Annotated in this window: 21 protein-coding genes and 1 riboswitch; of the genes, 18 read left to right on the top strand and 3 right to left on the bottom strand. The window is 70.0% G+C overall.

Going from position 1 to position 23,953, the window contains the following annotated elements; genetic code table 11:
- The first annotated feature begins 96 nt into the window (after window positions 1–96).
- Window positions 97–690 (top strand): GNAT family N-acetyltransferase, encoded by a 594-nt coding sequence (locus AC1DE0_RS14035; protein WP_478101534.1) that lies wholly within the window; start codon window positions 97–99, stop codon window positions 688–690.
- A 24-nt stretch (window positions 691–714) separates the two neighbouring features.
- Here AC1DE0_RS14035 and AC1DE0_RS14030 read toward each other — a convergent pair whose 3' ends face one another.
- Complete coding sequence (locus AC1DE0_RS14030) at window positions 715–1,107, bottom strand: PaaI family thioesterase (RefSeq protein ID WP_478101757.1); 393 nt, start codon at window positions 1,105–1,107, stop codon at window positions 715–717.
- Between the two features lie 250 nt (window positions 1,108–1,357).
- Between AC1DE0_RS14030 and polA the strand changes: the two genes are divergently transcribed.
- The 3 genes from polA to AC1DE0_RS14015 all read left to right on the top strand — a co-directional run bounded on the left by polA (window position 1,358) and on the right by AC1DE0_RS14015 (window position 7,572).
- Entirely contained in the window at window positions 1,358–4,033 is a 2,676-nt protein-coding gene (gene polA, locus AC1DE0_RS14025; RefSeq protein ID WP_478101532.1) for a DNA polymerase I, read from the top strand.
- A 174-nt stretch (window positions 4,034–4,207) separates the two neighbouring features.
- Window positions 4,208–4,804 carry a hypothetical protein gene (locus AC1DE0_RS14020; protein ID WP_478101530.1) on the top strand — a complete coding sequence of 199 codons (597 nt, stop codon included), beginning with the start codon at window positions 4,208–4,210 and terminating at the stop codon, window positions 4,802–4,804.
- Entirely contained in the window at window positions 4,801–7,572 is a 2,772-nt protein-coding gene (locus tag AC1DE0_RS14015; RefSeq protein WP_478101528.1) for a hypothetical protein, read from the top strand. The genes AC1DE0_RS14020 and AC1DE0_RS14015 overlap by 4 nt, the downstream gene beginning before the upstream one ends.
- 92 nt (window positions 7,573–7,664) lie before the next feature.
- Here the strand turns inward: AC1DE0_RS14015 and AC1DE0_RS14010 are convergent, their stop codons facing one another.
- The gene (locus AC1DE0_RS14010; protein WP_478101526.1) at window positions 7,665–8,474 is read right to left on the bottom strand and encodes a class I SAM-dependent methyltransferase; all 810 of its coding nucleotides are present in this window, start codon (window positions 8,472–8,474) and stop codon (window positions 7,665–7,667) included.
- Between the two features lie 173 nt (window positions 8,475–8,647).
- On the opposite strand from AC1DE0_RS14010, the gene rpsA reads away from it, so the two are divergent.
- Window positions 8,648–10,159 (top strand): 30S ribosomal protein S1, encoded by a 1,512-nt coding sequence (gene rpsA / locus AC1DE0_RS14005; RefSeq protein WP_478101524.1) that lies wholly within the window; start codon window positions 8,648–8,650, stop codon window positions 10,157–10,159.
- Between the two features lie 119 nt (window positions 10,160–10,278).
- Entirely contained in the window at window positions 10,279–10,707 is a 429-nt protein-coding gene (locus AC1DE0_RS14000) for a hypothetical protein (RefSeq protein WP_478101522.1), read from the top strand.
- 28 nt (window positions 10,708–10,735) lie between these two features.
- On the opposite strand, the gene AC1DE0_RS13995 is transcribed toward AC1DE0_RS14000, so the two are convergent.
- On the bottom strand, window positions 10,736–10,927 hold the full coding sequence (locus AC1DE0_RS13995) for a helix-hairpin-helix domain-containing protein (protein ID WP_478101520.1): 192 nt from the start codon (window positions 10,925–10,927) through the stop codon (window positions 10,736–10,738).
- Window positions 10,928–11,168: 241 nt separating this feature from the next.
- Window positions 11,169–11,282, top strand: a riboswitch (SAM riboswitch).
- 34 nt (window positions 11,283–11,316) lie between these two features.
- Here AC1DE0_RS13995 and AC1DE0_RS13990 point away from each other — a divergent pair.
- The 12 genes from AC1DE0_RS13990 (at window position 11,317) to AC1DE0_RS13935 (ending at window position 23,897) form a co-directional block, all read left to right on the top strand.
- Window positions 11,317–11,400: a putative leader peptide gene (locus tag AC1DE0_RS13990; RefSeq protein ID WP_478101755.1), complete on the top strand. Its 84-nt coding sequence runs from the start codon at window positions 11,317–11,319 to the stop codon at window positions 11,398–11,400.
- 169 nt (window positions 11,401–11,569) lie between these two features.
- Entirely contained in the window at window positions 11,570–12,583 is a 1,014-nt protein-coding gene (locus AC1DE0_RS13985; protein ID WP_478101518.1) for an amino acid ABC transporter permease, read from the top strand.
- Window positions 12,580–13,341 (top strand): amino acid ABC transporter ATP-binding protein, encoded by a 762-nt coding sequence (locus AC1DE0_RS13980; protein WP_478101516.1) that lies wholly within the window; start codon window positions 12,580–12,582, stop codon window positions 13,339–13,341. The genes AC1DE0_RS13985 and AC1DE0_RS13980 overlap by 4 nt, the downstream gene beginning before the upstream one ends.
- Before the next feature lie 86 nt (window positions 13,342–13,427).
- Window positions 13,428–14,438 (top strand): ABC transporter substrate-binding protein, encoded by a 1,011-nt coding sequence (locus AC1DE0_RS13975; RefSeq protein ID WP_478101514.1) that lies wholly within the window; start codon window positions 13,428–13,430, stop codon window positions 14,436–14,438.
- A 44-nt stretch (window positions 14,439–14,482) separates the two neighbouring features.
- Entirely contained in the window at window positions 14,483–15,508 is a 1,026-nt protein-coding gene (locus AC1DE0_RS13970; RefSeq protein WP_478101512.1) for an ABC transporter substrate-binding protein, read from the top strand.
- A 9-nt stretch (window positions 15,509–15,517) separates the two neighbouring features.
- Window positions 15,518–16,645, top strand: a complete 1,128-nt coding sequence (gene ssuE, locus AC1DE0_RS13965; protein WP_478101510.1) for an NADPH-dependent FMN reductase — start codon at window positions 15,518–15,520, stop codon at window positions 16,643–16,645.
- Window positions 16,642–18,591 carry an FAD/NAD(P)-binding protein gene (locus AC1DE0_RS13960; RefSeq protein ID WP_478101508.1) on the top strand — a complete coding sequence of 650 codons (1,950 nt, stop codon included), beginning with the start codon at window positions 16,642–16,644 and terminating at the stop codon, window positions 18,589–18,591. The genes ssuE and AC1DE0_RS13960 overlap by 4 nt, the downstream gene beginning before the upstream one ends.
- Entirely contained in the window at window positions 18,581–19,726 is a 1,146-nt protein-coding gene (locus AC1DE0_RS13955; RefSeq protein ID WP_478101506.1) for an LLM class flavin-dependent oxidoreductase, read from the top strand. Before AC1DE0_RS13960 ends, AC1DE0_RS13955 begins: the two co-directional genes overlap by 11 nt.
- A complete protein-coding gene (locus tag AC1DE0_RS13950) occupies window positions 19,723–20,574 on the top strand; it encodes a DUF1684 domain-containing protein (RefSeq protein ID WP_478101504.1) in 852 nt (283 codons plus the stop codon). The genes AC1DE0_RS13955 and AC1DE0_RS13950 overlap by 4 nt, the downstream gene beginning before the upstream one ends.
- Before the next feature lie 166 nt (window positions 20,575–20,740).
- Window positions 20,741–21,583: a carbohydrate ABC transporter permease gene (locus AC1DE0_RS13945; protein ID WP_478101502.1), complete on the top strand. Its 843-nt coding sequence runs from the start codon at window positions 20,741–20,743 to the stop codon at window positions 21,581–21,583.
- Window positions 21,580–22,512: a carbohydrate ABC transporter permease gene (locus AC1DE0_RS13940; protein ID WP_478101500.1), complete on the top strand. Its 933-nt coding sequence runs from the start codon at window positions 21,580–21,582 to the stop codon at window positions 22,510–22,512. The genes AC1DE0_RS13945 and AC1DE0_RS13940 overlap by 4 nt, the downstream gene beginning before the upstream one ends.
- Window positions 22,513–22,592: 80 nt before the next feature.
- Window positions 22,593–23,897: an ABC transporter substrate-binding protein gene (locus AC1DE0_RS13935; protein WP_478101499.1), complete on the top strand. Its 1,305-nt coding sequence runs from the start codon at window positions 22,593–22,595 to the stop codon at window positions 23,895–23,897.
- Window positions 23,898–23,953: the final 56 nt, after the last annotated feature.

The following is a 23,953-nucleotide window of genomic DNA, read 5'->3' as shown; positions in this document are numbered from 1 at the left end:
CCGCCTTCTGCGCTCGAACCTGCCATAACCCTTTCGCCACGACCTCGTTGGTCGTAGTGTCTGCCGGGTGACCTCGGGGCAGGAACAGGAGGGATGATGGGTCGATCGACCGTGTCGGTGCAACGGGTGGACGAGAGCCTGCACTCGCAGTTCATCGAGCTGTGGATCACGCACCGCATCGAGGGTGGCACCACGCCCGAGGCCGCGCAGCGGCTGGCCCTCGACGGCACCTTGCGAACTGCCTTGCAGCGCAACGACATCTGCGCTTTCCTGGCATGCGCCGATGGCCGTCCCCGTGGTTACGTCGTGCTGGCCGACTCGACGCGCAGCCTGCTCGTCGACTCGCCGTGCGTGTCGATCGACATGCTCTACGTGCACCCGGACTTCCGGCGCCAGGGGGTCGGGCGTTCACTCCTGACCGCCGCCAGCCGGTATGCCGACCGCCAGGGCTGCGAGCACCTCGCGAGTGCGGTTCCCGCAGGCGACCGCGACGCGAACCGCTTCTTCGCACGTCTGGGGTTCGCGCCCGAGACGGTCCGCCGCGTTGCGTCCGCGGCGACCCTGCAGCGCAAGCTGGCAGGGGAGTCGAGACCGGGTCCGCAGCGGGTGACGCTCGACCTGCTCCAGCGCCGGCGCGACCTGCGGTCGCGGTCGCGGGCCACGCGGCACGACCCGAAGATCGCCGGCTGACGGGTTCGTCTGGTCGGAGACCGGTCAGGCGCCCGGAGCCGCGTCGCGCAGCAGGCAGGTGATCCGCGACGTGCAGATGCGCCGGTCGTCCTCGTCGGTCACGACCACCTCGTAGCTGACGAGCGTGCGACCGGCGCTGAGCAGCGTGGCGGTGCCGGTCACGACTCCCGTGCGGGCTGCGCGGTGGTGCGTGGCGTTGATGTCGAGCCCGACTGCGACGCGACCGGGGCCGGCGTGGATCTGCGCGCCGATCGATCCCAGGGACTCCGCGAGCACGACGCTGGCGCCACCGTGCAGCAGGCCGTAGGGCTGGGTGTTGCCGGCCACCGGCATCGTCGCGACGAGCCGCTCGGGCGTCGCCTCGGTGATCTCGATCTGCATGCGTTCGAGGAGCGTTCCCTGGGCCATCGAGCGCATGGCGTCGACGTGCTGCTGCGTCGTGGCGTCGGCGGTCGGGCCGGCGCTGGAGTCGGTCGAGCCGGTCATGGAGCCGGTCTGCGCATCGGTCGTCGGTTCGGTCATGGACGGGATCGTATGCCGACCCACGGGGGCCCGCCTCCGTGCACCCCGACGGCCCGCGTGGCTGAGGAGCTGGCCACGAGGACCGCAGCGCGCCCAGCGGCATACGGCCGCAACGGTGTCGTACGCCGCCACTAGGGTTGCGGGTGTGAGCCGACTTCTCCTCCTCGACGGACACTCGCTGGCCTACCGCGCGTTCTTCGCGCTCCCGGCCGAGAACTTCTCGACGGTCACCGGCCAGCACACCAACGCCGTCTACGGCTTCACGTCGATGCTGATCAACATGCTGCGCGACGAGCAGCCGACCCACGTCGTGGTGGCGTTCGACAAGTCGCGACAGACGTTCCGCACCGAGCAGTACGCCGAGTACAAGGCGGGCCGCGCGCGCACCCCCGACGAGTTCGCCGGCCAGCTGCCGCTCGTCAAGGAGGTGCTCGACGCGCTGCGCATCACCCACGTCGAGCTCGACGGCTTCGAGGCCGACGACATCATCGCGACGATCGCCACCGATGCCGATGCGCAGGGCGTCGAGGTGCTCATCTGCTCCGGCGACCGCGACACCTTCCAGCTCGTCTCCGACAACGTCACGATCCTCTACCCGGTGCGTGGTGTGTCGGAGGTGTGGCGCATGGGTCCGGCCCAGGTGGAGGAGAAGTACGGCGTGCCCCCGACGCGCTACAGCGACCTCGCCGCCATGGTCGGCGAGACCTCCGACAACCTGCCGGGCGTGCCGGGTGTCGGCCCCAAGACGGCCGCGAAGTGGATCACCCAGTTCGGTGACCTCGCGGGCATCGTGGCAGGCGTCGACCAGATCAAGGGCAAGGCGGGTGAGTCGCTCCGCGAGCACCTCGACCAGGTGCTGCGCAACCGGCGCCTCAACCAGCTCGTCAAGGACGCCCCGGTCGGGGTCGGCGTGGCCGACCTCGAGCGCCACCAGTGGGCCCGCGAGGAGGTGCACGAGGTCTTCGACCGGCTCGAGTTCCGCGTGCTGCGCGACCGGCTCTTCGCCGAGGTCGAGGCGAGCGAGCCCGAGGCGGAGTCCGGCTTCGAGGTCGACGGCTCGGTGCTCGAGCCCGCTCAGGTGCCCGACTGGGTGGCCGAGCACCTGCCGGCGGGGGAGCGTGCGGCGCTCTCGGTCACGGGCACGTGGGCCCGCGGCACCGGAGACGCGACCGGGCTGGCCATCGCCTCGCCCGACGGCGCGGCGGCCTGGCTCGACCTCACGACCCTGACGCCCGAGGGCGAGACCTCCGTCGGCTCCTGGCTCGAGGACCCCGCGCGCCCCAAGGCGATGCACGACGCCAAGGGACCGATCGAGGCCCTGACGGCGCGTGGCTTCACGGTGGCCGGGCTGACCAGCGACACCCAGCTCGCGGCATACCTCGTCAAGCCCGACCAGCGCACCTACCACCTCGACGACCTCGTGCTGCGCCACCTCAAGCGTGAGCTGAGCGGCACGAGCAGCGCCGACGGGCAGGGCATGCTCGACTTCGGTGGCGATGCCGACGAGAAGGCTGCCCAGCAGGAGATGGTGCGCGCCACGGCGGTGCGTGACCTCGCGGCCGTGCTCGACGAGCAGGTCGAGGCCACGGGGGGCGCCGCCCTGCTCGCCGACATCGAGCTCCCGCTCGTCGAGGTCCTCGCGGGCATGGAGCGCACCGGTATCGCCGTCGACGTGCCCGGCCTCGACGAGCTCGAGAAGGACTTCGCGGCCAAGGTCTCGTCCGCCCAGCAGGACGCCTGGGACGCCATCGGCGGCGAGAAGATCAACCTCGGCTCGCCGAAGCAGCTCCAGGAGGTGCTCTTCGGCACGCTGGGCATGCCCAAGACGAAGAAGACGAAGACCGGTTACACCACCGACGCCGATGCCCTCAACGACCTCTACGCCAAGACCGAGCACCCGTTCCTCGAGGCTCTCCTGCGCCACCGTGACTCGGCGCGGCTGCGCGTCACCGTCGAGGGGCTGCAGAAGTCGGTGGCCGACGACGGACGCATCCACACCACCTACCTCCAGACGATCGCCGCCACCGGTCGCCTCAGCTCGACCGACCCCAACCTCCAGAACGTCCCGATCCGCACCGAGGAGGGCCGCCGCATCCGTGAGCTCTTCGTCGTCGGCGAGGGCTACGAAGCGCTGATGTCGGCCGACTACTCCCAGATCGAGATGCGCGTCATGGCGCACCTGTCGGGCGACGAGGGGCTCATCGAGGCCTTCCGCACGGGCGAGGACCTCCACAACTTCGTCGGCTCCAAGGTCTTCGGGGTCGAGCCCGACGGCGTCACCTCGGCGATGCGCTCGAAGGTCAAGGCGATGTCCTACGGCCTCGCCTACGGACTGTCCGCGTTCGGCCTGTCCAAGCAGCTGACCATCAGCACCGAGGAGGCCCGCGGCCTCATGGACGGCTATTTCGAGCGGTTCGGCGGGGTCAGCGACTATCTGCGCGACGTCGTCGCCGTCGCCCGCGGGACCGGCTACACCGCGACGATGCTCGGGCGCCGTCGCTACTTGCCCGACCTCACGTCCGACAACCGGCAGCGTCGTGAGGCGGCCGAGCGGATGGCGCTCAACGCCCCGATCCAGGGCTCCGCCGCCGACATCATGAAGGTCGCCATGATCGGGGTCGACCGTGCCCTGTCGACCTCCGGCCTGAAGTCGCGCGTGCTCCTTCAGGTGCATGACGAGCTCGTGCTCGAGGTGGCTGAGGGTGAGCGCGACGACCTCGAGAAGCTCGTCCGCCACGAGATGGGTCACGCGGTCGACCTGGACGTGCCGCTCGACATCAACGTCGGCCTGGGCCACTCCTGGCACGACGCCGCCCACTGAGGTCGACGACCGCAAGATCGCCACATACCCGCTTCGAGTGTCCTGAATGGTCACATTTCGGCAACGGCGGTGTTCCGTGGCTCACTCGGACTCGCGCTGAGCGGCTTCCATCTGCATACTGACCGGTAACTTGCACCCACCAACGGAGGTGGGTGCTTTTACTGTGAGGTGGACATGGTCAAAAGCCTGGTCACAGGTCTGTGTCTCGCCGTCTTCGCGGCGGTCATCATCGGGCTGAGCAACGTGCTCGGCCTTGACCTCGAGCACGTAGCTCTCCTCGGTGCGGCCCTCGGCGGAGTCCTCGGACTCGTCCCGCACCGTCCCGCCTGGGGCAAGGTCGTCGGTTTCCTCGTCGGCTTCCTCCTGGCCTGGCTCGGCTTCGCCCTTCGCGCCGCCGTCCTGCCCGACTCCTCGTCGGGTCGCGCGGTGGCCGCCTTCGTCGTCGTCGTCCTCATCGCGGTCGTCGCGGCGGTGAGCCGCGGCCGACTCCCGCTCTGGAGCGGGCTCGTCGGCGCCGCGTCGATCGTCGGCGCCTACGAGTCGGTGTACACCAACGCCCCCTCCCAGTTCGTCACCGAGTCCCCGGCTGCGGCGACGACCGTCCTGCTGGCAGTCGGCCTCGGTTTCCTTGCCACGAACCTCCTTGCTGCGCAGACGAGCCCGTCTGCGGAACCCGTCACGGCAAGGGCCACAGGCAAGCCCACGAAGCGAGCCAAGGCCTCGGACAGCAACACCAACCTCGACGACCTCGTGACTGGAGCAGCCAAGTGAGCAAGCGCACCATCGCCACCGTGGTGGCCGGACTGGCCGCCATGCCCACCCTGTTGATGCTGGCTGCAGCTCCTGCCGCGGCCGCGAGCAGCGKGCAGGTCCAGGTGTCCAACACCGAGACGGTCCAGGCCTACCTGGATGCCAGCGGCAAGGTCGACGTCGCGCGTGTGTACGAGCAGGTCGCCATGAAGGGTCGAGGCGTCGTCGACCTCCAGAACCCGGTCGAGCCGCAGGGTCTGCGCAACCTCGATGGCTTCGGTGGCTTCGAGGTCAAGAACGGCGTCATGGTCGGGCGTTTCGACGTCGACGGTGAGCAGAGCCTGCGCACGGTCAGCGACTACACGAAGAAGCTTCCTCTCGAGGTCCAGGCCGTCTACACGCTCGACGGCAAGCCCGTCGAGCCGGGTGACCTCCTCGGGCGCTCCGGTCGTCTCGAGGTCCGCTACACGGTCAAGAACGTGACGGGCACCTCGCAGGTCGTCACCTTCGACGACGGCACCGGCAAGGCCACCTCGGCGACGCAGAGCGTCGTCATCCCCATGGTCGGCTCGCTCTCGACGACCCTGCCGGGCACGTTCACCAACGTCTCCTCCAAGGAGGCGAACGTCGCCGGCGACGGCCGCGGTGGCACGAAGCTGACCTTCACCATGACGCTGTTCGGCCCGATCGGCACGCCCACCGCCACCTTCGGATATGCCGCCGACATCGTCGACGGCACCCTCCCCAAGGCATCCGTCTCAGCACTGCCGGTGAGCCCGCTCGACAGCCCCTCCTTCAAGGGCGGCGCCGAGAGCTACAAGGGCGGCGCCACCACCGGTGCCACGCTGACCGCGGGCGCGACGGAGATCGACGCGAACCTGCTCAAGCTGCGCGACGGTGCCGGCACGCTCCTCGCCGGCCTCATCCAGCTGCGCGACGGCGCCAAGAAGCTCGACGCGGGGCTGGGTGCGCAGGCGCTCCCGGGCTCGCGCGACCTCGCCACCGGCGCCGGACAGCTCAAGGACGGCACCGCGAAGCTGCGTGCCGGGGCGGGCACCGCGAAGGCCGGCTCCGGCCTGCTCGCCGACGGCGCGGGGCAGCTCGCCGACGGCGCCGGCCAGCTCGACGCCGGTGCCAAGAAGCTCAGCACCGGCGCGACGAAGGTCGACGGCGGCGCGGGCCAGGTCGCTGCGGGGCTGCACCTGCTCGGCGACAAGGCTCCCGACCTGCTCGACGGCCTCGCCCAGGTGGCCGACGGCCTCGACCAGGTGGACGCGGGCCTCACGCAGCTGTACGACGGGGTCGGCGGTCTGCCGGACCAGGCCAAGCCCCTCCACGCCGGCATCGCGAAGCTGCGGGCGGGCCTCGGCGGCAAGGGCGACACCGGCACCCTCATCGACGGGGTCGACCAGATCCGCGCCGGCCTCGCGGACGCCACGAAGACCGGCGGCAGCCTCGACCAGCTCAAGGGTGGCGTCGACCAGTCCAAGGGTGGCGTCGACCAGTCCAAGGGTGGCGTCGACCAGTCCAAGGGTGGCGTCGACCAGTCGAAGGCTGGTGTCGACCAGGCCAAGGGCGGCACCGACCAGGTCCGCTCGGGCTTGTTGGACGCTCTCAAGTCAGGCGGTGGTATCGACCAGCTCGACGGCGGTGTCGCGGCGGCCAAGTCGACCGACTGCGGCGTCGTCTGCAAGGGCATTCTCGGTCAGGTCGAGACGGGCCTCGCCCAGCTGCGCTCCCAGACCACTGCCGGAGCCGCCGGTCTCGGCCAGGTGTCCGGTGGCCTCGGCCAGGTGTCCGGTGGCCTCGGTCAGGTGTCCGGTGGTCTGGGTCAAGTCTCGACGGGTCTCGGGCAGGTGTCCGGCGGTCTCGGTCAGGTCTCCGGTGGTCTCACGACGCTCAAGGGCAAGCTCGGCGACGCGGCCTTCGGCCTCGCGAAGGTCGAGTGCGGCCTGAGCAACACCACGCTGTCGGTCTGCGACCCGAAGGTGCCCGGCCTGCTCGAGGGCGTCGCCCTCGTCGATGGCGGCGTGACCACGCTCGTCGACGGTGTCGTCACCAAGGTGCAGGGCGGCATCGGCGGCACCAAGGACACCGCCAAGAACAAGACGCTGCGTGGCGGCATCAACGACCTCCAGTTCGGCGTCGACCTCCTGGGCCTCGGCGGGCTCGACCTGCTCGACGCGGTCGACCAGCTCACGGTCGGAGCGGACCAGGTGCACGGCGGTACGTCCCAGGTGGCGACCGGGGCCGGCGACCTGCGTGACGGTGCCTCGAAGCTCGCGACGGGGTCCGGTGTCCTCGCCACGGGTGCGGGGAAGCTCGACAACGGTCTGGGCGACCTCGCCGATGGTGCGGGTCAGCTCGACGACGGCGCGGGCAAGCTCAAGGACGGAGCGGGTCGCCTCTCCGACGGGCTCGCCGACGCCGCCGACGGGACCAGCCAGCTCGCCGCTGGCCTGACCGACGCTGCCGCGGGCGCGCCCGCCCTCAAGGACGGCGCCCAGCGCCTGTCCGACGAAGGCACGAAGAAGCTCGTCGCTGCCGGCAAGGCGACCGCGTCCGACTACGGCCAGAAGTACGCCCTCATCGAGATGGGTGCCCGTCGCGCGAAGGCCGAGGGCATGGCGTACGGCGCGCCGCAGGGCGCTGTCGGTGCCACGGCGTACTCCCTGGAGCTCGCTGGCGTCGACGGGGAGGGCTCGGCGAACTTCGGACGGGCGGCAGCCGCCGCGGGCGTCTTCGGCCTCGCCGGAGGGTCGGTGCTGCTGCGGCGGCGCTTCCTCTGATCGACCGCACCTGATCGAGTGCCCAGCTCCCTGCGTCGGGAGCTGGGCACTCGACTCGTTCCTTCGATCGAGTGCTCAGTTCCCGACGGGGATCAGGACGGCTTGCGGCAGACGAAGATGGCGGTGCCCGGGATGATCCGGCCTCGCAGGGGCGACCAGCCACCCCACGGTTGGTCGTGTCCGTCCGGCCACTCCGGCTCGACGAGGTCGACGAGCACGAGCCCCGCGGCCGTGATCTCACGGACACGGTCGCCGAGCGTCCGGTGGTGCTCGACGTAGGTGGCGCCGCCCTGAGCGTCCTGCTCGACGTACGGCTCGCGGTCGAAGTAGGGGTGGCGGGCGGTGAGTCCGCCCTGGCCGGGGTCGTCGGGAAAGGCCCACCGCACGGGGTGGGTCGTCGAGAAGACGAAGCGTCCGCCGGGGCGCAGCACGCGCGCCGCCTCCGCCATGACCGCGTCGGAGTCCGCGACGAACGGCACCACGCCGTATGCCGTGAAGACCGCGTCGAAGGACGCGTCGGCGAAGGGGAGCGAGCGCCCGTCGCACTGCGCGAACGGCACCCGCACCGAGTCGTCGACGGCGTCGTTGACGGCCACCCCGGTGGCCACCATGCCCGCGGACAGGTCGGTGGCCACGACGGTGGCCCCGTGGGCCGCCAGCCAGCGGGAGCACTGCCCGGATCCGGCCCCGATCTCGAGGACGACCTGACCGGCCGGGTCGCCGAGCAGGTGGGCGTCCTCCTCGCGCAGGCGCTCCGGCCCCCACACGAAGTCGGTGTCGCCGAGGAAGGCGCCGTGCTCCACGTAGTAGGACGTCGCCTCGCTGTCCCACCACGTGCGGTTGGCCGTTGCCGTCTCTGCGGGCGCGACGGGACGGCGGGTGGCCTCGGTGGGCGTGCTCACGGCATACATCGTCTCTTTTGACCGGGTGCTGACAGCGCGGATAGGATTGCCGGGCACATCCGTGTGCACATGCTCAATGTTGCACCCGTCCACAAGGCATCGGGTCGGCGCGCCGTCAGGCACGTCGCCGCGAGGTCCCCAATCTAACTGTCCACAATCGGAGTTCCTACTACATGACTGCCAACACGGTCGAGAAGACCGCGCCTGAGATTGCCATCAACGACATCGGCTCTCAGGAAGACATCCTTGCGGCGATCGACGCCACCATCAAGGACTTCAACGACGGCGACATCGTCGAGGGTCGCATCGTCAAGGTCGACCGGGACGAGGTCCTGCTCGACATCGGCTACAAGACCGAGGGCGTCATCCCCTCGCGTGAGCTGTCCATCAAGCACGACGTCGACCCGGGCGAGATCGTCAAGGTCGGCGACGAGGTCGAGGCCCTCGTCCTCCAGAAGGAGGACAAGGAAGGCCGTCTGATCCTGTCCAAGAAGCGTGCGCAGTACGAGCGCGCCTGGGGCACGATCGAGAAGGTCAAGGAAGAGGACGGCGTCGTCACCGGCACCGTCATCGAGGTCGTCAAGGGTGGCCTCATCCTCGACATCGGCCTCCGCGGCTTCCTTCCCGCCTCGCTCGTCGAGATGCGTCGTGTCCGCGACCTCCAGCCGTACGTCGGCAAGGAGATCGAGGCCAAGATCATCGAGCTCGACAAGAACCGCAACAACGTGGTCCTGTCGCGCCGTGCCTGGCTCGAGCAGACGCAGTCCGAGGTGCGCACGACGTTCCTCAAGGAGCTCCAGAAGGGCCAGGTCCGTTCGGGCGTCGTGTCCTCCATCGTCAACTTCGGTGCGTTCGTGGACCTCGGCGGCGTCGACGGTCTCGTCCACGTCTCCGAGCTGTCGTGGAAGCACATCGACCACCCGTCCGAGGTCGTCGAGGTCGGCACCGAGGTCACCGTCGAGGTGCTCGACGTCGACATGGACCGCGAGCGTGTCTCCCTGTCGCTGAAGGCGACGCAGGAGGACCCGTGGCAGCACTTCGCGCGGACCCACGCCATCGGCCAGGTCGTCCCGGGCAAGGTCACCAAGCTCGTCCCCTTCGGTGCGTTCGTGCGCGTCGAGGACGGCATCGAGGGCCTCGTCCACATCTCCGAGCTGGCCGAGCGCCACGTGGAGCTGCCCGAGCAGGTCGTCAACGTCGGCGACGAGATCTTCGTCAAGGTCATCGACATCGACCTCGAGCGTCGCCGTATCTCGCTCTCGCTCAAGCAGGCCAACGACCAGGCCGTCGCGGCGTCGGAGTTCGACCCGACCCTCTACGGCATGGCTGCGGAGTACGACGAGCAGGGCAACTACAAGTACCCCGAGGGCTTCGACCCGGAGACGAACGAGTGGCTCGAGGGCTTCGACGCCCAGCGCGAGAAGTGGGAGCGTCAGTACGCCGACGCCCACGCTCGCTGGGAGTCGCACAAGGCCCAGGTCGACGCCGCGACGAAGGCCGACGCCGAGGCTGTGGCCAACGCGGGCTCTGCGACGTCCTACTCGTCCGCGACCGGTGACGTTGCCGACTCCGGCGACGCCGACCGTGGCGAGCGCGCTCCGCGCAACGCCCCGGCCCCGGCCGAGGGCACCCTGGCTTCCGACGAGGCGCTCGCTGCGCTTCGCGAGAAGCTGACGGGCAACTGACGCCAGTCACCGCCTGACCGAGAGCCCCGGACCGTCACGGTCCGGGGCTCTCGTGCTCTCACGAGGGGCTGGGGCCCCCTGGCGTCGGGTGCATCCCTGGCGTCGGCGGTGGCAGCCCCGTGGACGGCCTCGGCGGGCCGGCATCGACGATCATCGGCCCGCGCGCGCCGCCGTGGCCGCGGCCGAGCATCAGCGACGAGGTGCTCTGGCAGGACCATCTCCCCACATCGGCCGAGAGGTGGTTCGTCGTTGCCGACGGGCGCGGTCGGGTCGACTGGTCGTTCACCAGCGATGGCACGACGAAGCTGCACGTGCTCGTGTGCCAGAGCACCCCTCCCGGCTACCTGCAGCGGCTGCGCGAGCTCGGAGTGGTCCACTCCGTCGACGTGATCACGCTGCCCGGCCTGGTCGGGGGCTCTGGCACCCCGACGATGATGGACGGAGCTCCACTGGCACCCGACGGGCTCCCCATCCGGCTCGAGCTGAGCGAGGTCCAGGTGGAAGGCGACGCCGTGCGGACCCGGTATCGCGTCCGCCCGCTCGAGTGAGACACCTTCCCGCACGGAGGCGTGACGCCTACGAGCGGAGGGAGAGCCCCGCCGCGTGGAGTGCCTCTTCGAGGATGCGCAGCGCTCTGGGGCCGAAACCATGGAGCGCGAGCAGCTCATCCGGCCGGCGCTCGACGAGCTGATCGAGCCGCGTCACACCGATGGACGACAGGGCACGGGTTGCGGGTGCACCGATCTTCGGGAGGTCGCTGTCAGGCACCTACCGATCGTAGGTGCCGGCTGCCGATGCGGGCGTCTCAGGATTCAAGAAGGCCCGGAGCTAATTTCCGACTGGATCGATAGGAATTAGTCGACGGTCCGGAAACTGCGTGGCAGTCAATTGCGCTGTGGCACAGGCAGATTCAGCAGTGGGTGGCGATGGAGACTGTCGTTGAGGTAGGCCCGTAACGAGCTCTTGAGCCGATTGACGGCCTCCGGACGGGTTCGTAGTGTGATCGCCAGGTCACGAGCTCCAGTGCCAAAGCCCCGGCTTGCTGGACAGCAACCCTCCTCCGCGGTGGGGTGCTCCGGGTGAGGACCAGGCCGTCGCCAGCAGGTGACGGCAAGCGCGGACTCGAGGTGATCGGGTCCCGGACCCGAGGAGCCGTCATGGCGCGCAGCACGAGCACCTGGCTGGTGCTGCGCCGCCATGTCGACCTGCTCCGTGTGTCCAGCGCGCTCTGTCGTCCCTGACGAGCGACCGACGCGGCCGCCGACCACCTCGGCGGCCCCCGGGCGCGCCCGGCCTTGAAGCGGTGACCCCGTATGCCGGCGCGCAGCGAGCAACCGCACCCCTTCGCCCGTCCGACCCCTCCGCGAGAGTCGTCGACGGGCCCTCCGACGCACCCTTCAGGAGCTCTCCGTGTCCACCACCTCCGCCGTGCGCACCCTTGCCACGGACCTGCCGCCCGTCGCGGCACCGCCCCCACCTGCCCGTTCAGCCGACGCGCCGGCCCTGACCGTCGTGGTCCGCCGAAACCCGTGGACGTGGGTGGGAGTGGCCGCCGTCGCCGTGCTCGTCGCGATGTTCGTCAACGGCCTGGCCACCAACCCCGGCTGGGACTGGCCCATCTTCGCGCGCTACTTCGCGACCGAGACCGTCATCAAGGCGCTCGGCACGACGATCCAGCTCACCGTCCTCGGCACCGTCGCCGGCTTCGTGCTCGGCGTCGTGCTGGCCGCGATGCGCCTGTCGCCCAACGCCTTCCTCCGTTCGGTGGCCTGGGCCTACATCTGGGCCTTCCGGTCGATCCCGCTGATCGTCCAGCTGCTCTTCTGGTTCAACATCGCCTACCTCTACCAGTCCATCTCGTTCGGGCTGCCCTTCGGGCCGTCCTTCGGCAGCGTCGCGACCAATGACCTCTTCGGTGCGCTCGGGGCCGCCGTGCTCGGCCTCGCGCTGCACCAGGCGGCCTACGCGGCAGAGATCATCCGAGGCGGCATCCTCTCGGTCGACGAGGGGCAGCGGGAGGCAGCGTCCGCTCTCGGCATCCCGCGCCGCCGGCAGTTCCTCCGGATCGTGCTGCCGCAGGCGATGCGCTCGATCCTGCCGAACGCGGCCAACGAGGTGATCAGCCTCTTCAAGGGCACCTCGATCGTCTCGGTGCTCGCGATCCCCGAGCTCTTCTACCAGGTTCAGGTGATCTACGGCCGCAACTCCCGCGTCGTGCCACTGCTGCTCGTCGCGACAGTCTGGTACATCATCCTCACCACGCTGCTCTCGATCGGGCAGTACTACGTCGAACGGCACTTCGCGCGCGGCAGCTCACGGACGCTTCCACCGACACCCTTGCAGCGCCTGCGAACCCGCTGGGCCGCCCTCGCCACGACCACGTCGCGCACCGCCGGCACCACCACCGAGGAGGTGGCCCGATGACCGCCGTCGTCGACCTCCGCGGCGTCACGAAGTCGTTCGGTCCCAACCGGGTGCTCGACGACGTCGACCTCGAGCTCGCCGAGGGCACCGTCACCGTGATCCTCGGGCCGTCCGGCTCAGGCAAGTCCACCCTCCTGCGCAGCATCAACCACCTCGAGAAGGTGGACCGGGGGCAGGTGCGCGTCAACGGCACACTCATCGGCTACCGCCAGGTGGGGGAGCGGCTGCACGAGCTGCCCGAGCGTGAGGTGCTGCGCCAGCGCAGCCGCATCGGCTTCGTCTTCCAGAGCTTCAACCTGTTCCCGCACCTCACCGTGCTCGACAACGTCGTGGAGGCGCCGGTGTCGGCGCAGCGTCGACGCCGTGCCGAGGTGGAGCCCGAGGCCCGAGCTCTGCTCGAGCGGGTCGGCTTGGGAGACAAGGCCGCCGCCTACCCGCGGCAGCTGTCGGGCGGCCAGCAGCAGCGTGTCGCGATCGCCCGAGCGCTCGCCCTGCAGCCCGACGTCATCCTCTTCGACGAGCCGACGTCGGCTCTCGACCCGGAGCTGGTCGGCGAGGTGCTCGCCGTCATCAAGGAGCTCGCTCGCGACGGGGCCACCCTCGTCGTGGTGACACACGAGATCGGTTTCGCCCGAGAGGTCGCCGACACCGTCGTCTTCCTCGACGGCGGCCGGGTCGTCGAGCAGGGCCCCCCGGGCCAGGTCATCGACCACCCGGTCCACGAGCGCACCCGCGCCTTCATCGACCGCGTCCTCTGACGCCAGACCCACCCACACCCACCCCTCAGGCCGCCACGCGGCCACCCCGCTGACTCGCGCCCGACAGGGTGCCGAGAGGAGACCTCATGTCCGCACGCCCGCACGCCGTCCGCCGTCCGAACACGTATGCCGTCACCGCCCTCGCGATCACCGGTGCAGTCGCACTCGCCGCCTGCTCCGGTGCCGCCGAGGCGAGCTCGTCTTCCGGTGCCGCAGCCGGGACGGCGTCAACAGCAGCCGCCGGTGTCAACACGTCTGCGGATCAGAACCGCATCACCGCCACCAAGGACGAGAAGGCGGCCGCCCTGCTGCCCAAGGCGATCCGCGACCGCGGCACCATCACCGCCGCCAACGCCGGTGCCGGTGGCGGCACCCCGCCGCTCGTCTTCACGGCCGACGACGACAAGACGGTCATCGGGGTCGAGGTCGATCTCGCCCACCTGTTCGCCGACAAGCTGGGCCTCGAGGTGGAGACGCCGGCGACGAGCTGGGAGAACGTCTTCCTCGGCATCGACTCGGGTCGCTACGACGTCGCGCTGACCAACGTCACGGTGACCGAGGAGCGCAAGGAGAAGTACGACTTCGCCACCTACCGCAAGGACGACCTCGCCTTCGAGGCGCCCAAGGGCGCCACCTGGAAGGTGAACAGCGGCAAGGACATCGCCGGCAAGACCATCGCCGTCGGCTCCGGCACGAACCAGGAGAAGATCCTCCTCGACTGGAACGAGGCCAACGTGAAGGCAGGCCTCCAGCCGGCGACCGTCAAGTACTTCCAGTCACAGACCGACTACTACCTGGCGCTCTCGTCGCACCGCATCGACGCGTACTTCGGTCCGAACCCGAGCGTGGCCTACCACGTGGCCTCGAGCGGGCAGACGGAGGCGATCGGCCATTTCTCCGGTGCCGGCGACAAGCTGCAGGGCCTCATCGCCGTCCTCACGAAGAAGGGGTCAGGCCTCGCAGCGCCGTACGCCGCCGCCATCAACTCGGCCATCGCCGACGGCAGCTACGTCAGGGTGCTCCAGCGCTGGAACCTCGGCACCGAGGGGCTCCAGAAGTCCGAGGTCAACCCGCCCGGCCTGCCCAAGACCAGCTGACCCGCCGCCCCGCGCATCCGAAAGCACCTCAGGAGACGAACCCCATGAGCACCAGTCAGATCCATGTGACCGCACGGCGCCGCGCACTCCAGGCGGCGGCCGCCTTCCTCACCACTGCGACGACGCTCGGCGCCTGCGCCGACCCGTCCCCGACACGCACCGCCGAGATCGACCCGAAGGACCTGGGCGGCTCGAAGGTCCTGCCCGTCTCGTTCGACACCTCGGCCGACCAGAAGCGACCCGCCGGCACGCTCCACCCCGACATCGCGGCCGAGCTGCCGCCAGGCGTCAAGGCCGGCGGCACTCTCGTCATCGGCAGCGGCGGCGCAGGGGGCGGCATACCTCCACTCGCATTCACGGCGGACGACAACCGCACTCCGATCGGCGTCGAGGTCGACGTCGCTCACCTCGTCGCCGACATCCTGGGCCTCAGGCCCGAGGTGCAGACGACGAGCTGGGAGAACCTCTTCATCGGCGTCGACTCCGGCAAGTACCAGGTGGCCCTCTCGAACGTCGGCGTCTCCGAGGAGCGCAAGGAGAAGTACGACTTCGCCACCTACCGGCTGGGCCTGCACGCCTTCGAGGCGAAGAAGGGCTCGGGCCTCAGGGTCAAGGGACCGGCGGACATCTCGGGCAAGAAGGTCGCCGTCGGCTCCGGCACCCTCCAGGAGGCCATCCTGCTGCGCTGGAACGAGGAGAACACCAAGGCTGGACGCGCCCCGGCAGAGCTCGTCTACTACCAGGGCACGACCGAGTACTACCTGGCACTCGACTCCGGCCGCATAGACCTCTACCTCGGCCCCAACCCGACGGCGACGTACCACGTCGTCACGGCCGGCAAGACGCAGATCGTCGGCACCGTCTCGTCGAGCTACCCGATCCCCGGCAGGGTCGGCGTGCTGACGAAGAAGGGCAGCGGACTGGCCAAGCCGATCTCCGACGCGATCAACGCGGCCATCGCCGACGGCAGCTACGCGAAGGTGCTCGAGCGCTGGGGGCTCAGCGCGGAGGCGGTCCCGGCCTCCGAGGTCAACCCCGCCGGGCTGCCCAAGCCCACCGAGACCAAGTGAGGCGCTGACATGGCCACCATCGTCACCCTGTCGTCCAGCCCGTCCGCGTCGTCGCGCACGGACGCGGTGCTGGGGCACGTCGAGCGCCGGTTGCGGGCACGAGGACACGACGTCGAGCGGGTCACCGTGCGTGACCTTCCGGCCGAGGCCCTGCTTCGCGCCGACGCCTCCGACCCCCGGATCGCGGCCGTCGTCGCCTCGATCACCGCCGCAGACGGCGTCGTCGTCACCACACCGGTCTACAAGGCCGCCTACACGGGCCTGCTCAAGGCGCTGCTCGACCTGCTGCCGCAGTACGCCCTGCGTGGCAAGACGGTGCTGCCCGTGGCGACCGGGGGCAGCCCAGCGCACGTCCTCGCCGTCGACTACGCCCTGCGACCGGTCCTCGTGTCGCTCGGTGCCGAGCACGTCACCCAGGGCTGGTTCGTGCTCGCCTCCGAGGTCACCGTCTTCGCCGAGGACGCGGGCGTGCTCCTGGCAGAGTCCGCCGCCCGCAACCTGCACCTCGTCACCGAGTCGTTCTTGACCCATCTCGCGCGCCACCGCAGCGAGCTCGTCACCGAGACCGACGACGACGTCGTGCTCCGCGTCTCACCCGGCGACGACGCAGCGGCGCCGCTCCTGGAGGACCTCGTCGTCGAGTACGGGACCCGCTACGGGCTCTCGACCCCGAACACGCAGCTCACCGAGGTGCCCGTCGCCGACTTCGAGGCCCCCGACGGGGCGTTCCTCGTCATCCTCCGGGCCGGCCAGACCATCGCAGGCGGGGCGATCCGACGCTACGACGACGAGACGGCCGAGGTGAAGCGGGTCTGGACGCATGCGCAGTTCCGCCGCCAGGGTCTGGCCCGCCGAGTGCTTCTGGAGCTGGAGCGGGCGGCGGCAGGGTTGGGATACAAACGGATCCACCTCACCACCGGGCCGCGGCAGCCTGAGGCGCGCGCGCTCTACCTGGCTGCTGGCTACCTGCCTGCGTTCGACCTGCACGCCGACCCCGAGTCGATCGGACCTCACGCCTTCGACAAGGAGCTGCCTGCCGGAACGCGGCACGTCACCTTCAGCGGCGAGGCGCGGACGGTCGAGACCACGGCGCAGACGGAGCGCCTGACGGCGTTCCGCGACTGGGGTGCAGCGTGAGCCTTCGTCGGATCGTCGTCGTCGGCGGGGGCCCACGGGCGCTCGGGCTCGTCGAACGCCTCGGCGCCAACGCGGCCGAGCTGGTCACGCTCGGCGAAAGGGTCGAGGTGCACGTCGTCGACCCACACCCTCCGGGAGGCGGGCGCATCTGGCGCACGGCGCAGTCGAGCCTGCTGTGGATGAACTCGGAGGCCCAGGACATCACCGTGTTCACCGACGCCTCGGTGACCTGCGAAGGTCCGGTCCGCCAGGGCCCGTCGCTCGCTGAGTGGGCCGCGTCCGCACAGGCCAGTCCCGCGGCAGCGGCGGTCGGCCCGAGGTCGTTCGCGCCCCGCGTCGTGCAGGCCGACTACCTCGGCTGGGCCTGGCGACGTGCGGTCCGGTCGCTTCCAGATGCCGTCAGTCTGCAGGTGCACGCCGACCGCGCCGTCGCGCTCGAGGACGTCGGCCCGGCACAGCTCGTGACCCTCTCCGGGGGCGGCGCGATCGAGGCCGACATCGTCGTGCTTGCCCAGGGCTACCTGGAGCAGGCACCGGCCGCGCCGGAGCAGCGTCTCCTCGGCGACGCGGAGACGCACGGGCTGACGTACCTGCCGCCGGGCCACACCGCGGACCTCGACCTGGGGGACCTGCGCCCCGGCGAGCCGGTCGTCGTGCGTGGCATGGGCCTTGCCTTCGTAGACCTCTTCGTGCTGCTGACCGAAGGTCGTGGAGGTCGGTTCACGGGCGACGGTGACCTTCTCACCTACCACCCCAGCGGCCGCGAGCCGGTCCTGCACGTGGGGTCGTCCCGCGGCGTGCCCTACCACGCCAAGCTCGGCTACGAGATCCGCTCGACGGCGGACGGTCCGGCACCTCGTCGCCACCTGTCCCGGCAACGGCTCGCAAGCCTCGGCGGTGGCTCGGGTGCGCTCGACTACCGCACCCAGGTGTGGCCGCTCGTCGTCCTCGAGCTCGCAGCCGCCCACTACCAAAGGCTTTTCGAGGCCCACCCGGAGCGCACCAGAGGCACCTTCGAGTCGCTCGAGCGGGCGCTCGTCGATGCCGACGTCGCCGGCGACGGACTGAGAGCAGCTGCCCTCGCGCACCTGGCGGACCCCCAGGACCTGTTCGACATCGACCGGATCGACCGGCCGCTGTCTGCCGTCCTCGACGACGGCACTCCGGTCGCCGACACGGAGGAGCTGGTGGTCGGCCACATCACCGCGGACCTGCGACGCCGCGCCGACCCGTCTCGCTCCAGCGACCGGGCCGTCTTCGACACCCTCCTCGGCGTGTATGCCGCCCTGGCCGAACTCGTCGTCGGCGGCAGGCTCCTCGACGAGGACCGGGTGCGTCACGTCGAGGGCCGGTTCCACGGCCTCTTCTCGTTCCTCGCGAGCGGCCCACCGCCACGTCGTCTGGCGGAGCTGCTCGCCCTCCACCGCGCGGGCGTCGTCCGCTTCCTCGGGCCGGACCTCGAGCTCACCATCAAGGACGGCGCCTTCGTGGGCCGGTCAGGCCGCCGCGAGGTGCGCACGCGGGCGGCGGTCGACGCCCGCCTGCCCCGGCCCGACAGCTCGCTCGTCACCGACCCCCTGGTCGCCGGACTGCTCGCCGGCGGGCAGCTGAGGTCACGTCCCGTCGCAGCCATCGACGGGACCGGTCTCGGGGCGGGGCAGCTCCTCGCCGACCCGCGAGCCAGGGCGGTCCGCGCAGACGGGTCGGTGCACGCCAGACGGTTTCTCGTTGGTCCCGCGGTCTCGGGATCGGCAGGGGCCGGCGGCTTCTCGCGACCGGGCTTCAACGGTCCGGGCTTCCGACAGAACGACGCTGTCGCCCGCGACCTGCTCACCACCCCGATCACGCAACGCCTTGCCAGCACCATCCCGATCGCCTCCAGACCCTCCCATCGAGCCACCGAAGACACCGAAACGAGAGAGAAGGACCACCGCCATGCCAGTTGAGTTCCTGGGGATCGCCGCCAACCACGACGGCACCGAGACCACCGCCCGCAGCGCAGGGGCGCTCGACCTCACGTACGCCACCAAGCTCGCACGCGCGCACGAGGACAACGGCTGGGACCGCATCCTCTTCGCCTACCACTCGGGCTCGCCCGACCCGGCGCAGGTCGCAGCCCACGTCGCGGCCAACACGGAGCGGCTCAACCTCGTGGTCGCACACCGCCCCAACACGGCCTACCCGACGCTGACGGCCAAGACCTTCGCCACCCTCGACCACATCAGCGGCGGGAGGTTCGAGGTGCACGTCATCACCGGCGGCAGCACCGCAGACCAGGCGGCCGAGGGCGACCACCTCGACAAGGACGCCCGCTACGCCCGCACCCGTGAGTTCATCCAGATTCTCAAGCAGGCGTGGACGAGCGACGAGCCGTTCGACTTCGCCGGCGAGCACTACCGGTTCGAGGGCTTCCTCGCCGACATCAAACCACTCCAGGCCCCACGCCCGAGGATCTCGTTCGGCGGTTCCAGCCCGGCGGCATACGAGGTCGGGGCCAGCGAGGCGGACGTCTTCGCCCTGTGGGGCGAACCGCTGGCCGGCACGGCCGAGCAGATCGCCACGATCCGGACGGCCGCCACGGCAGCGGACCACCCGCTCCCGACCATCCAGGTGGCGTTCCGGCCCATCATCGGGGCGACCGACGACCTCGCCTGGGAGAAGGCGGAGCGCACGCTCGGAGCAATCCGCGGTCAGCAGGAGGCCGGTGGCGTTGCGACGCGAGGGCGTCTGCCCCGCAGCGTGGCCCAGCCCGAGAACGCAGGCTCGCAGCGCCTGCTGGCGGCGGCAGAGACGGGCGAGCGCCACGACAGGGCATTGTGGACCGCCACGTCGGCAGCGACCGGGGGAGGCGGCAACTCGACCGCGTTGGTGGGCACACCTGAGACCATCGCGGCTGCGCTGCTCGACTACTACGACCTCGGTGTGCGCATCTTCTCCGCACGCGGCTACGACCTCTACGACGACGCGGTCGACTTCGGTCGCCACGTCATCCCACTCGTGCGCGCCGAGGTGGCGAGGCGCGAGGCGGGAGAGCGCCACTTGAGCAGGGAGGGCGGCCGGAGCGAGGAGGCGGTGGCATGAGCGCTCGACAGGCCTGGTCGCAGTGGCGTGCCTCCCGCGAGGCAGAGCTCGCGGAGGAGCACGGCTGGCTCTCGCTCACCGGGTTCGCCTGGCTGCCGGACGAGCCGGCCTCCGTGCCGGGGCTGCCCGGACTCTGGTGGGCGGACGAAGAGGGCGCACACGTGCGCGCCGACGAGCACGACGAGCTGCGCACGGATGTGGGGCCCGTCGCCGGCGCGGCCGCTGCCGACGTGCTCGAGAGCGGCTCGCTCCACTGGGTGCGGCACGAGGGTCGCGTCGTCGAGCTGCTGCGCAGGGGAGGGCGCCTGGCCCTGCGCACCCGGGACCCGCAGGCGCCGGCGCGGCTGGCGTTCAAGGGTGTTCCCACCTGGAACCATGACGCCGAGTGGGTGCGGCCGGCGACCTTCACCCCAGCCGACCAGCCGGCGGCCATTCAGGTGGGAACAGCGCGTGACGACCTCGTGCAGCAGGCCGACGTCGTCGGCACCGTCGGTGTCGACATCGCGGGTGTACGCCACCGGCTCAGTGCCGTCCCGGCCGGCGGCCGGCTTGCCCTCCTCTTCCACGACCTCACCAACGGTGTCACGTCGGCGCCGTGGCGCACCGTCGTGACCGAGGCGCCCGACCCCGAGGGCAACCTCGTCGTCGACTTCAACCGTGCCGTCAACCTTCCCTTCGCCTTCAGCGACCACGGGACGTGTCCCGCACCCGTCAGCGGCAACCGCATCGCCGTCGCCGTGACCTCGGGGGAGAAGCGCCCGGAGAAGCAGCACGCACCAGTCGAAGCACCGCTGGGCGCGGCGGCGCATCACTCGAGACAGGAGTTCAGCTCCGCGTCGAATGCCTGACGCACCAAAGCCGCAATCGGTGCATCTGCCCGGTTAGGTTGTCCGGGTGCAGTCATCGGTGACCGATTCGCGACGTGACACGTCCGTGGGCGCCGGACCCCCTGAGCAGGTGGGTCCGGCACCCCGTCGATCGAGTGGGCGGGCCTGGGAGTGGACGCTCGCGGCGTTGCTCCTCCTGCCCAACCTCATCCTGCTCATCGTCTTCACCTACCGGCCGCTGCTCGACAACATCAGGCTGTCCTTCACCGACTGGAACATCAGCTCGCCGGTGGCGAACCCCGTCGGGTTCGCCAACTACGTCGAGTGGTTCGGTCGCGACGACACCCGGGTGGTCGTGCGCAACACGCTCGTCTTCACCGTCGCGACCGTCGGTGTCTCGATGGCGCTCGGTCTCGGCCTCGCGCTTCTTCTCGACCAGAAGCTCAAGGGCCGCAACCTCGTCCGCTCGGTCGTCTTCGCCCCGTTCGTCATCTCGGGGGCCGCCGTCGGCATCGCCTTCCAGTTCGTCTTCGACCCGCAGTTCGGCCTCGTGCGAGACCTGTTGGCCCGCGTCGGTGTCGGCTCGCCGGACTTCTACCAGCAGCCGGGCTGGGCCCTCTTCATGGTGACCGTCACCTACATCTGGAAGAACCTGGGCTACACCTTCGTCATCTACCTCGCTGCGTTGCAGGGCCGCCGAGCAGACCTCGACGAGGCTGCCGAGATCGATGGTGCCTCGGCGTGGACGCGCTTCCGGCGCGTGCTCATGCCACAGCTGCGGCCGACGACGTTCTTCCTGTCGATCACCGTGCTGCTCAGCTCGGTCCAGGTCTTCGACATCATCAACGTGATGACCCGCGGTGGACCCCAGGGCAACGGCACCGCCACCCTCGTCTACCAGGTCTACCAGGAGACGTTCGTCAACCAGCGCGCCGGCTACGGCGCCACCGTCGCGACCATCATGTTCGTCATCCTGCTCGCCGTCACGGTCGTCCAGGTGCGTTTCATGGACCGGGGGCAGAAGTCATGAGCACGTCCACCGTCATCGGCGCGCTCGACGACGAGACCGCCCCGCCGCAGCGCACGCGACGCCAGCGACAGCGAGCCGCCCACAACACCGAGGCCTCGACCCACAACCGCGGGCCGCTGTGGACCACGCTGGGCTACGTCGGCATCGTGCTCGTCGTCCTCCTCGTCGCCGTCCCGCTCTTCTGGATCCTCATCACGTCGTTCAAGGACCGTGGCGACATCTACGTGCGCCCGGCCCAGTGGTGGCCCGACCCGCTGACGACCGACAACTACCGCGAGCTGACGACGCGCATCCCGTTCTTCGACTACGTGCGCAACTCCGTCATCATCACGTCGGCGACGTCGGTGGCCAAGATCGTGCTCGGTGTGCTGAGCGCGTACGCCCTGTCGCTGCTGCGTTTTCCGGGGCGGTCGGTCGTCTTCCTCGTCGTGATCGCGGCGCTCATGGTGCCCAACCAGATCACGGTGATCAGCAACTACGCGCTCGTCGCCCAGCTCGGCTGGCGCAACACCTTCCAGGGCATCATCGTCCCGCTGGCGGGGGTCGCGTTCGGCACGTTCCTCATGCGCAACCAGTTCCTCAGCCTTCCGGGGGAGATCATCGAGGCGGCCCGGCTCGACGGGGCCGGACCCATGAAGCTGCTCTGGCGGGTCGTCATGCCGATGTCGTGGCCGACGCTCGTGGCGTTCTCGCTCATCACCGTGGTCAACGAGTGGAACGAGTACCTCTGGCCCTACCTGATGTCCGACGACGAGAGCACCGCGACTCTCCCCGTCGGCCTCACCTTCCTGCAGAACAACGACGGCGTCACGAACTGGGGGCCGGTCATGGCCGGCACGATCCTCGCGATGCTTCCGATCCTCGTGCTCTTCCTCTTCCTCCAGCGCCAGATGATCAAGGGCCTCACCGCGGGCGCCGTCAAGAGCTGACCGCCGCAGTCCTCGGCGACCGGCTCCGGCTCGCCGTCCTCCCACCACCCATTCACCACCTACAGGGAAAGGCACCACCCATGAACGAGTTCTCACGCCGAGGCTTCCTCGGTCTCGCCGGGGCGGCAGGCGTCGCGGGGCTCGCGGCCTGCGCCGGCACCGGCACCGCGCCGTCGTCCGGTGGCAACGGCGGCGCCGCGAGCAACACCATCGAGTTCTGGAGCAACCACCCGGGCAACAGCAAGCCCGTGGAGCAGCAGATCATCAAGGCCTTCGAGGCGGCCAACCCGACCCTCAAGGTCAAGCTCGTCGACGCGGGCAAGAACTACGAGGAGGTCGCGCAGAAGTTCAACGCCTCCCTCGCGGGCGGGCAGCTGCCCGACGTCGTCGTCGTCTCGGACGTCACGTGGTTCAACTTCGCCCTCAACAAGCAGCTCGCCCCCCTCGACGACCTGCTGTCGGCCGCGAAGATCGACACGGGTGACTATGTCGACGCGCTGTACAACGACTACAACCTCGACGACAAGCACTTCGCGCTGCCGTTCTCGCGATCGACGCCGCTCTTCTACTACAACAAGGACCTCTGGAAGGCTGCCGGCCTCGAGGACCGCGGCCCGAAGGACTGGGACGAGTTCCTCACGTGGGCGCCCAAGATCAAGGCAGCCGCGGGCTCCGACAAGATCGTCATGGAGCTGCCCGACGGGTCGAACTACCTCGACTGGGTCTTCCAGAACATGGTGTGGGGCTACGGCGGCGCCTACTCGAAGGACTGGACGCCCACGTTCTCCGACCCCAACACGGTCAAGGCCGGCACCTACCTCCAGGGGCTCGCGAAGAACGGCTTCCTCAAGCTGTCCAAGGACCCGGCGCCCGACTTCACGGCCGGCATCGTCGGTTGCAGCATGATGTCGACCGGCTCGCTGGGTGGCGTCGCGAAGGACGCCAAGTTCGCCGTGGGCACGGCGTTCCTGCCCGGCGACGGCAACTGCCCGACCGGTGGCGCCGGCGTCGGCATCCCGGCGAACATCAGCGACGACCGCAAGAAGAACGCGCTGAAGTTCATCGAGTTCCTCACCAACGCCCAGAACACCGTCACCTTCACACAGGCGACCGGCTACATGCCCGTGCGCAAGTCGGCCGTCGACCTGCCGGAGGAGAAGACGTTCCTCGAGAAGAACCCCAACGCGAAGACGGCGATCGAGCAGCTGCCCAAGACCCGCTCGCAGGACAACGTCCGGGTCCTCCTGCCCGGTGGCGGCGCCCGCATCGGCAAGGCGCTCGACCAGGTCGTCCAGGGCCAGGACGTCGCCACGGTCTTCAAGGCGCTCGACGCCGAGAGCCAGCAGGTCTTCGACTCGCAGATCAAGAGCAAGCTCGGCGCCTGACGCCCCGCTTGGGTATGCCGCCGGGTCCCTTCCTGCAGGGGGCCCGGCGGGTGCCG

The organism is Terrabacter sp. 05T424, assembly GCF_056396225.1.
This window is presented reverse-complemented; position numbering and strand designations above follow the sequence as displayed.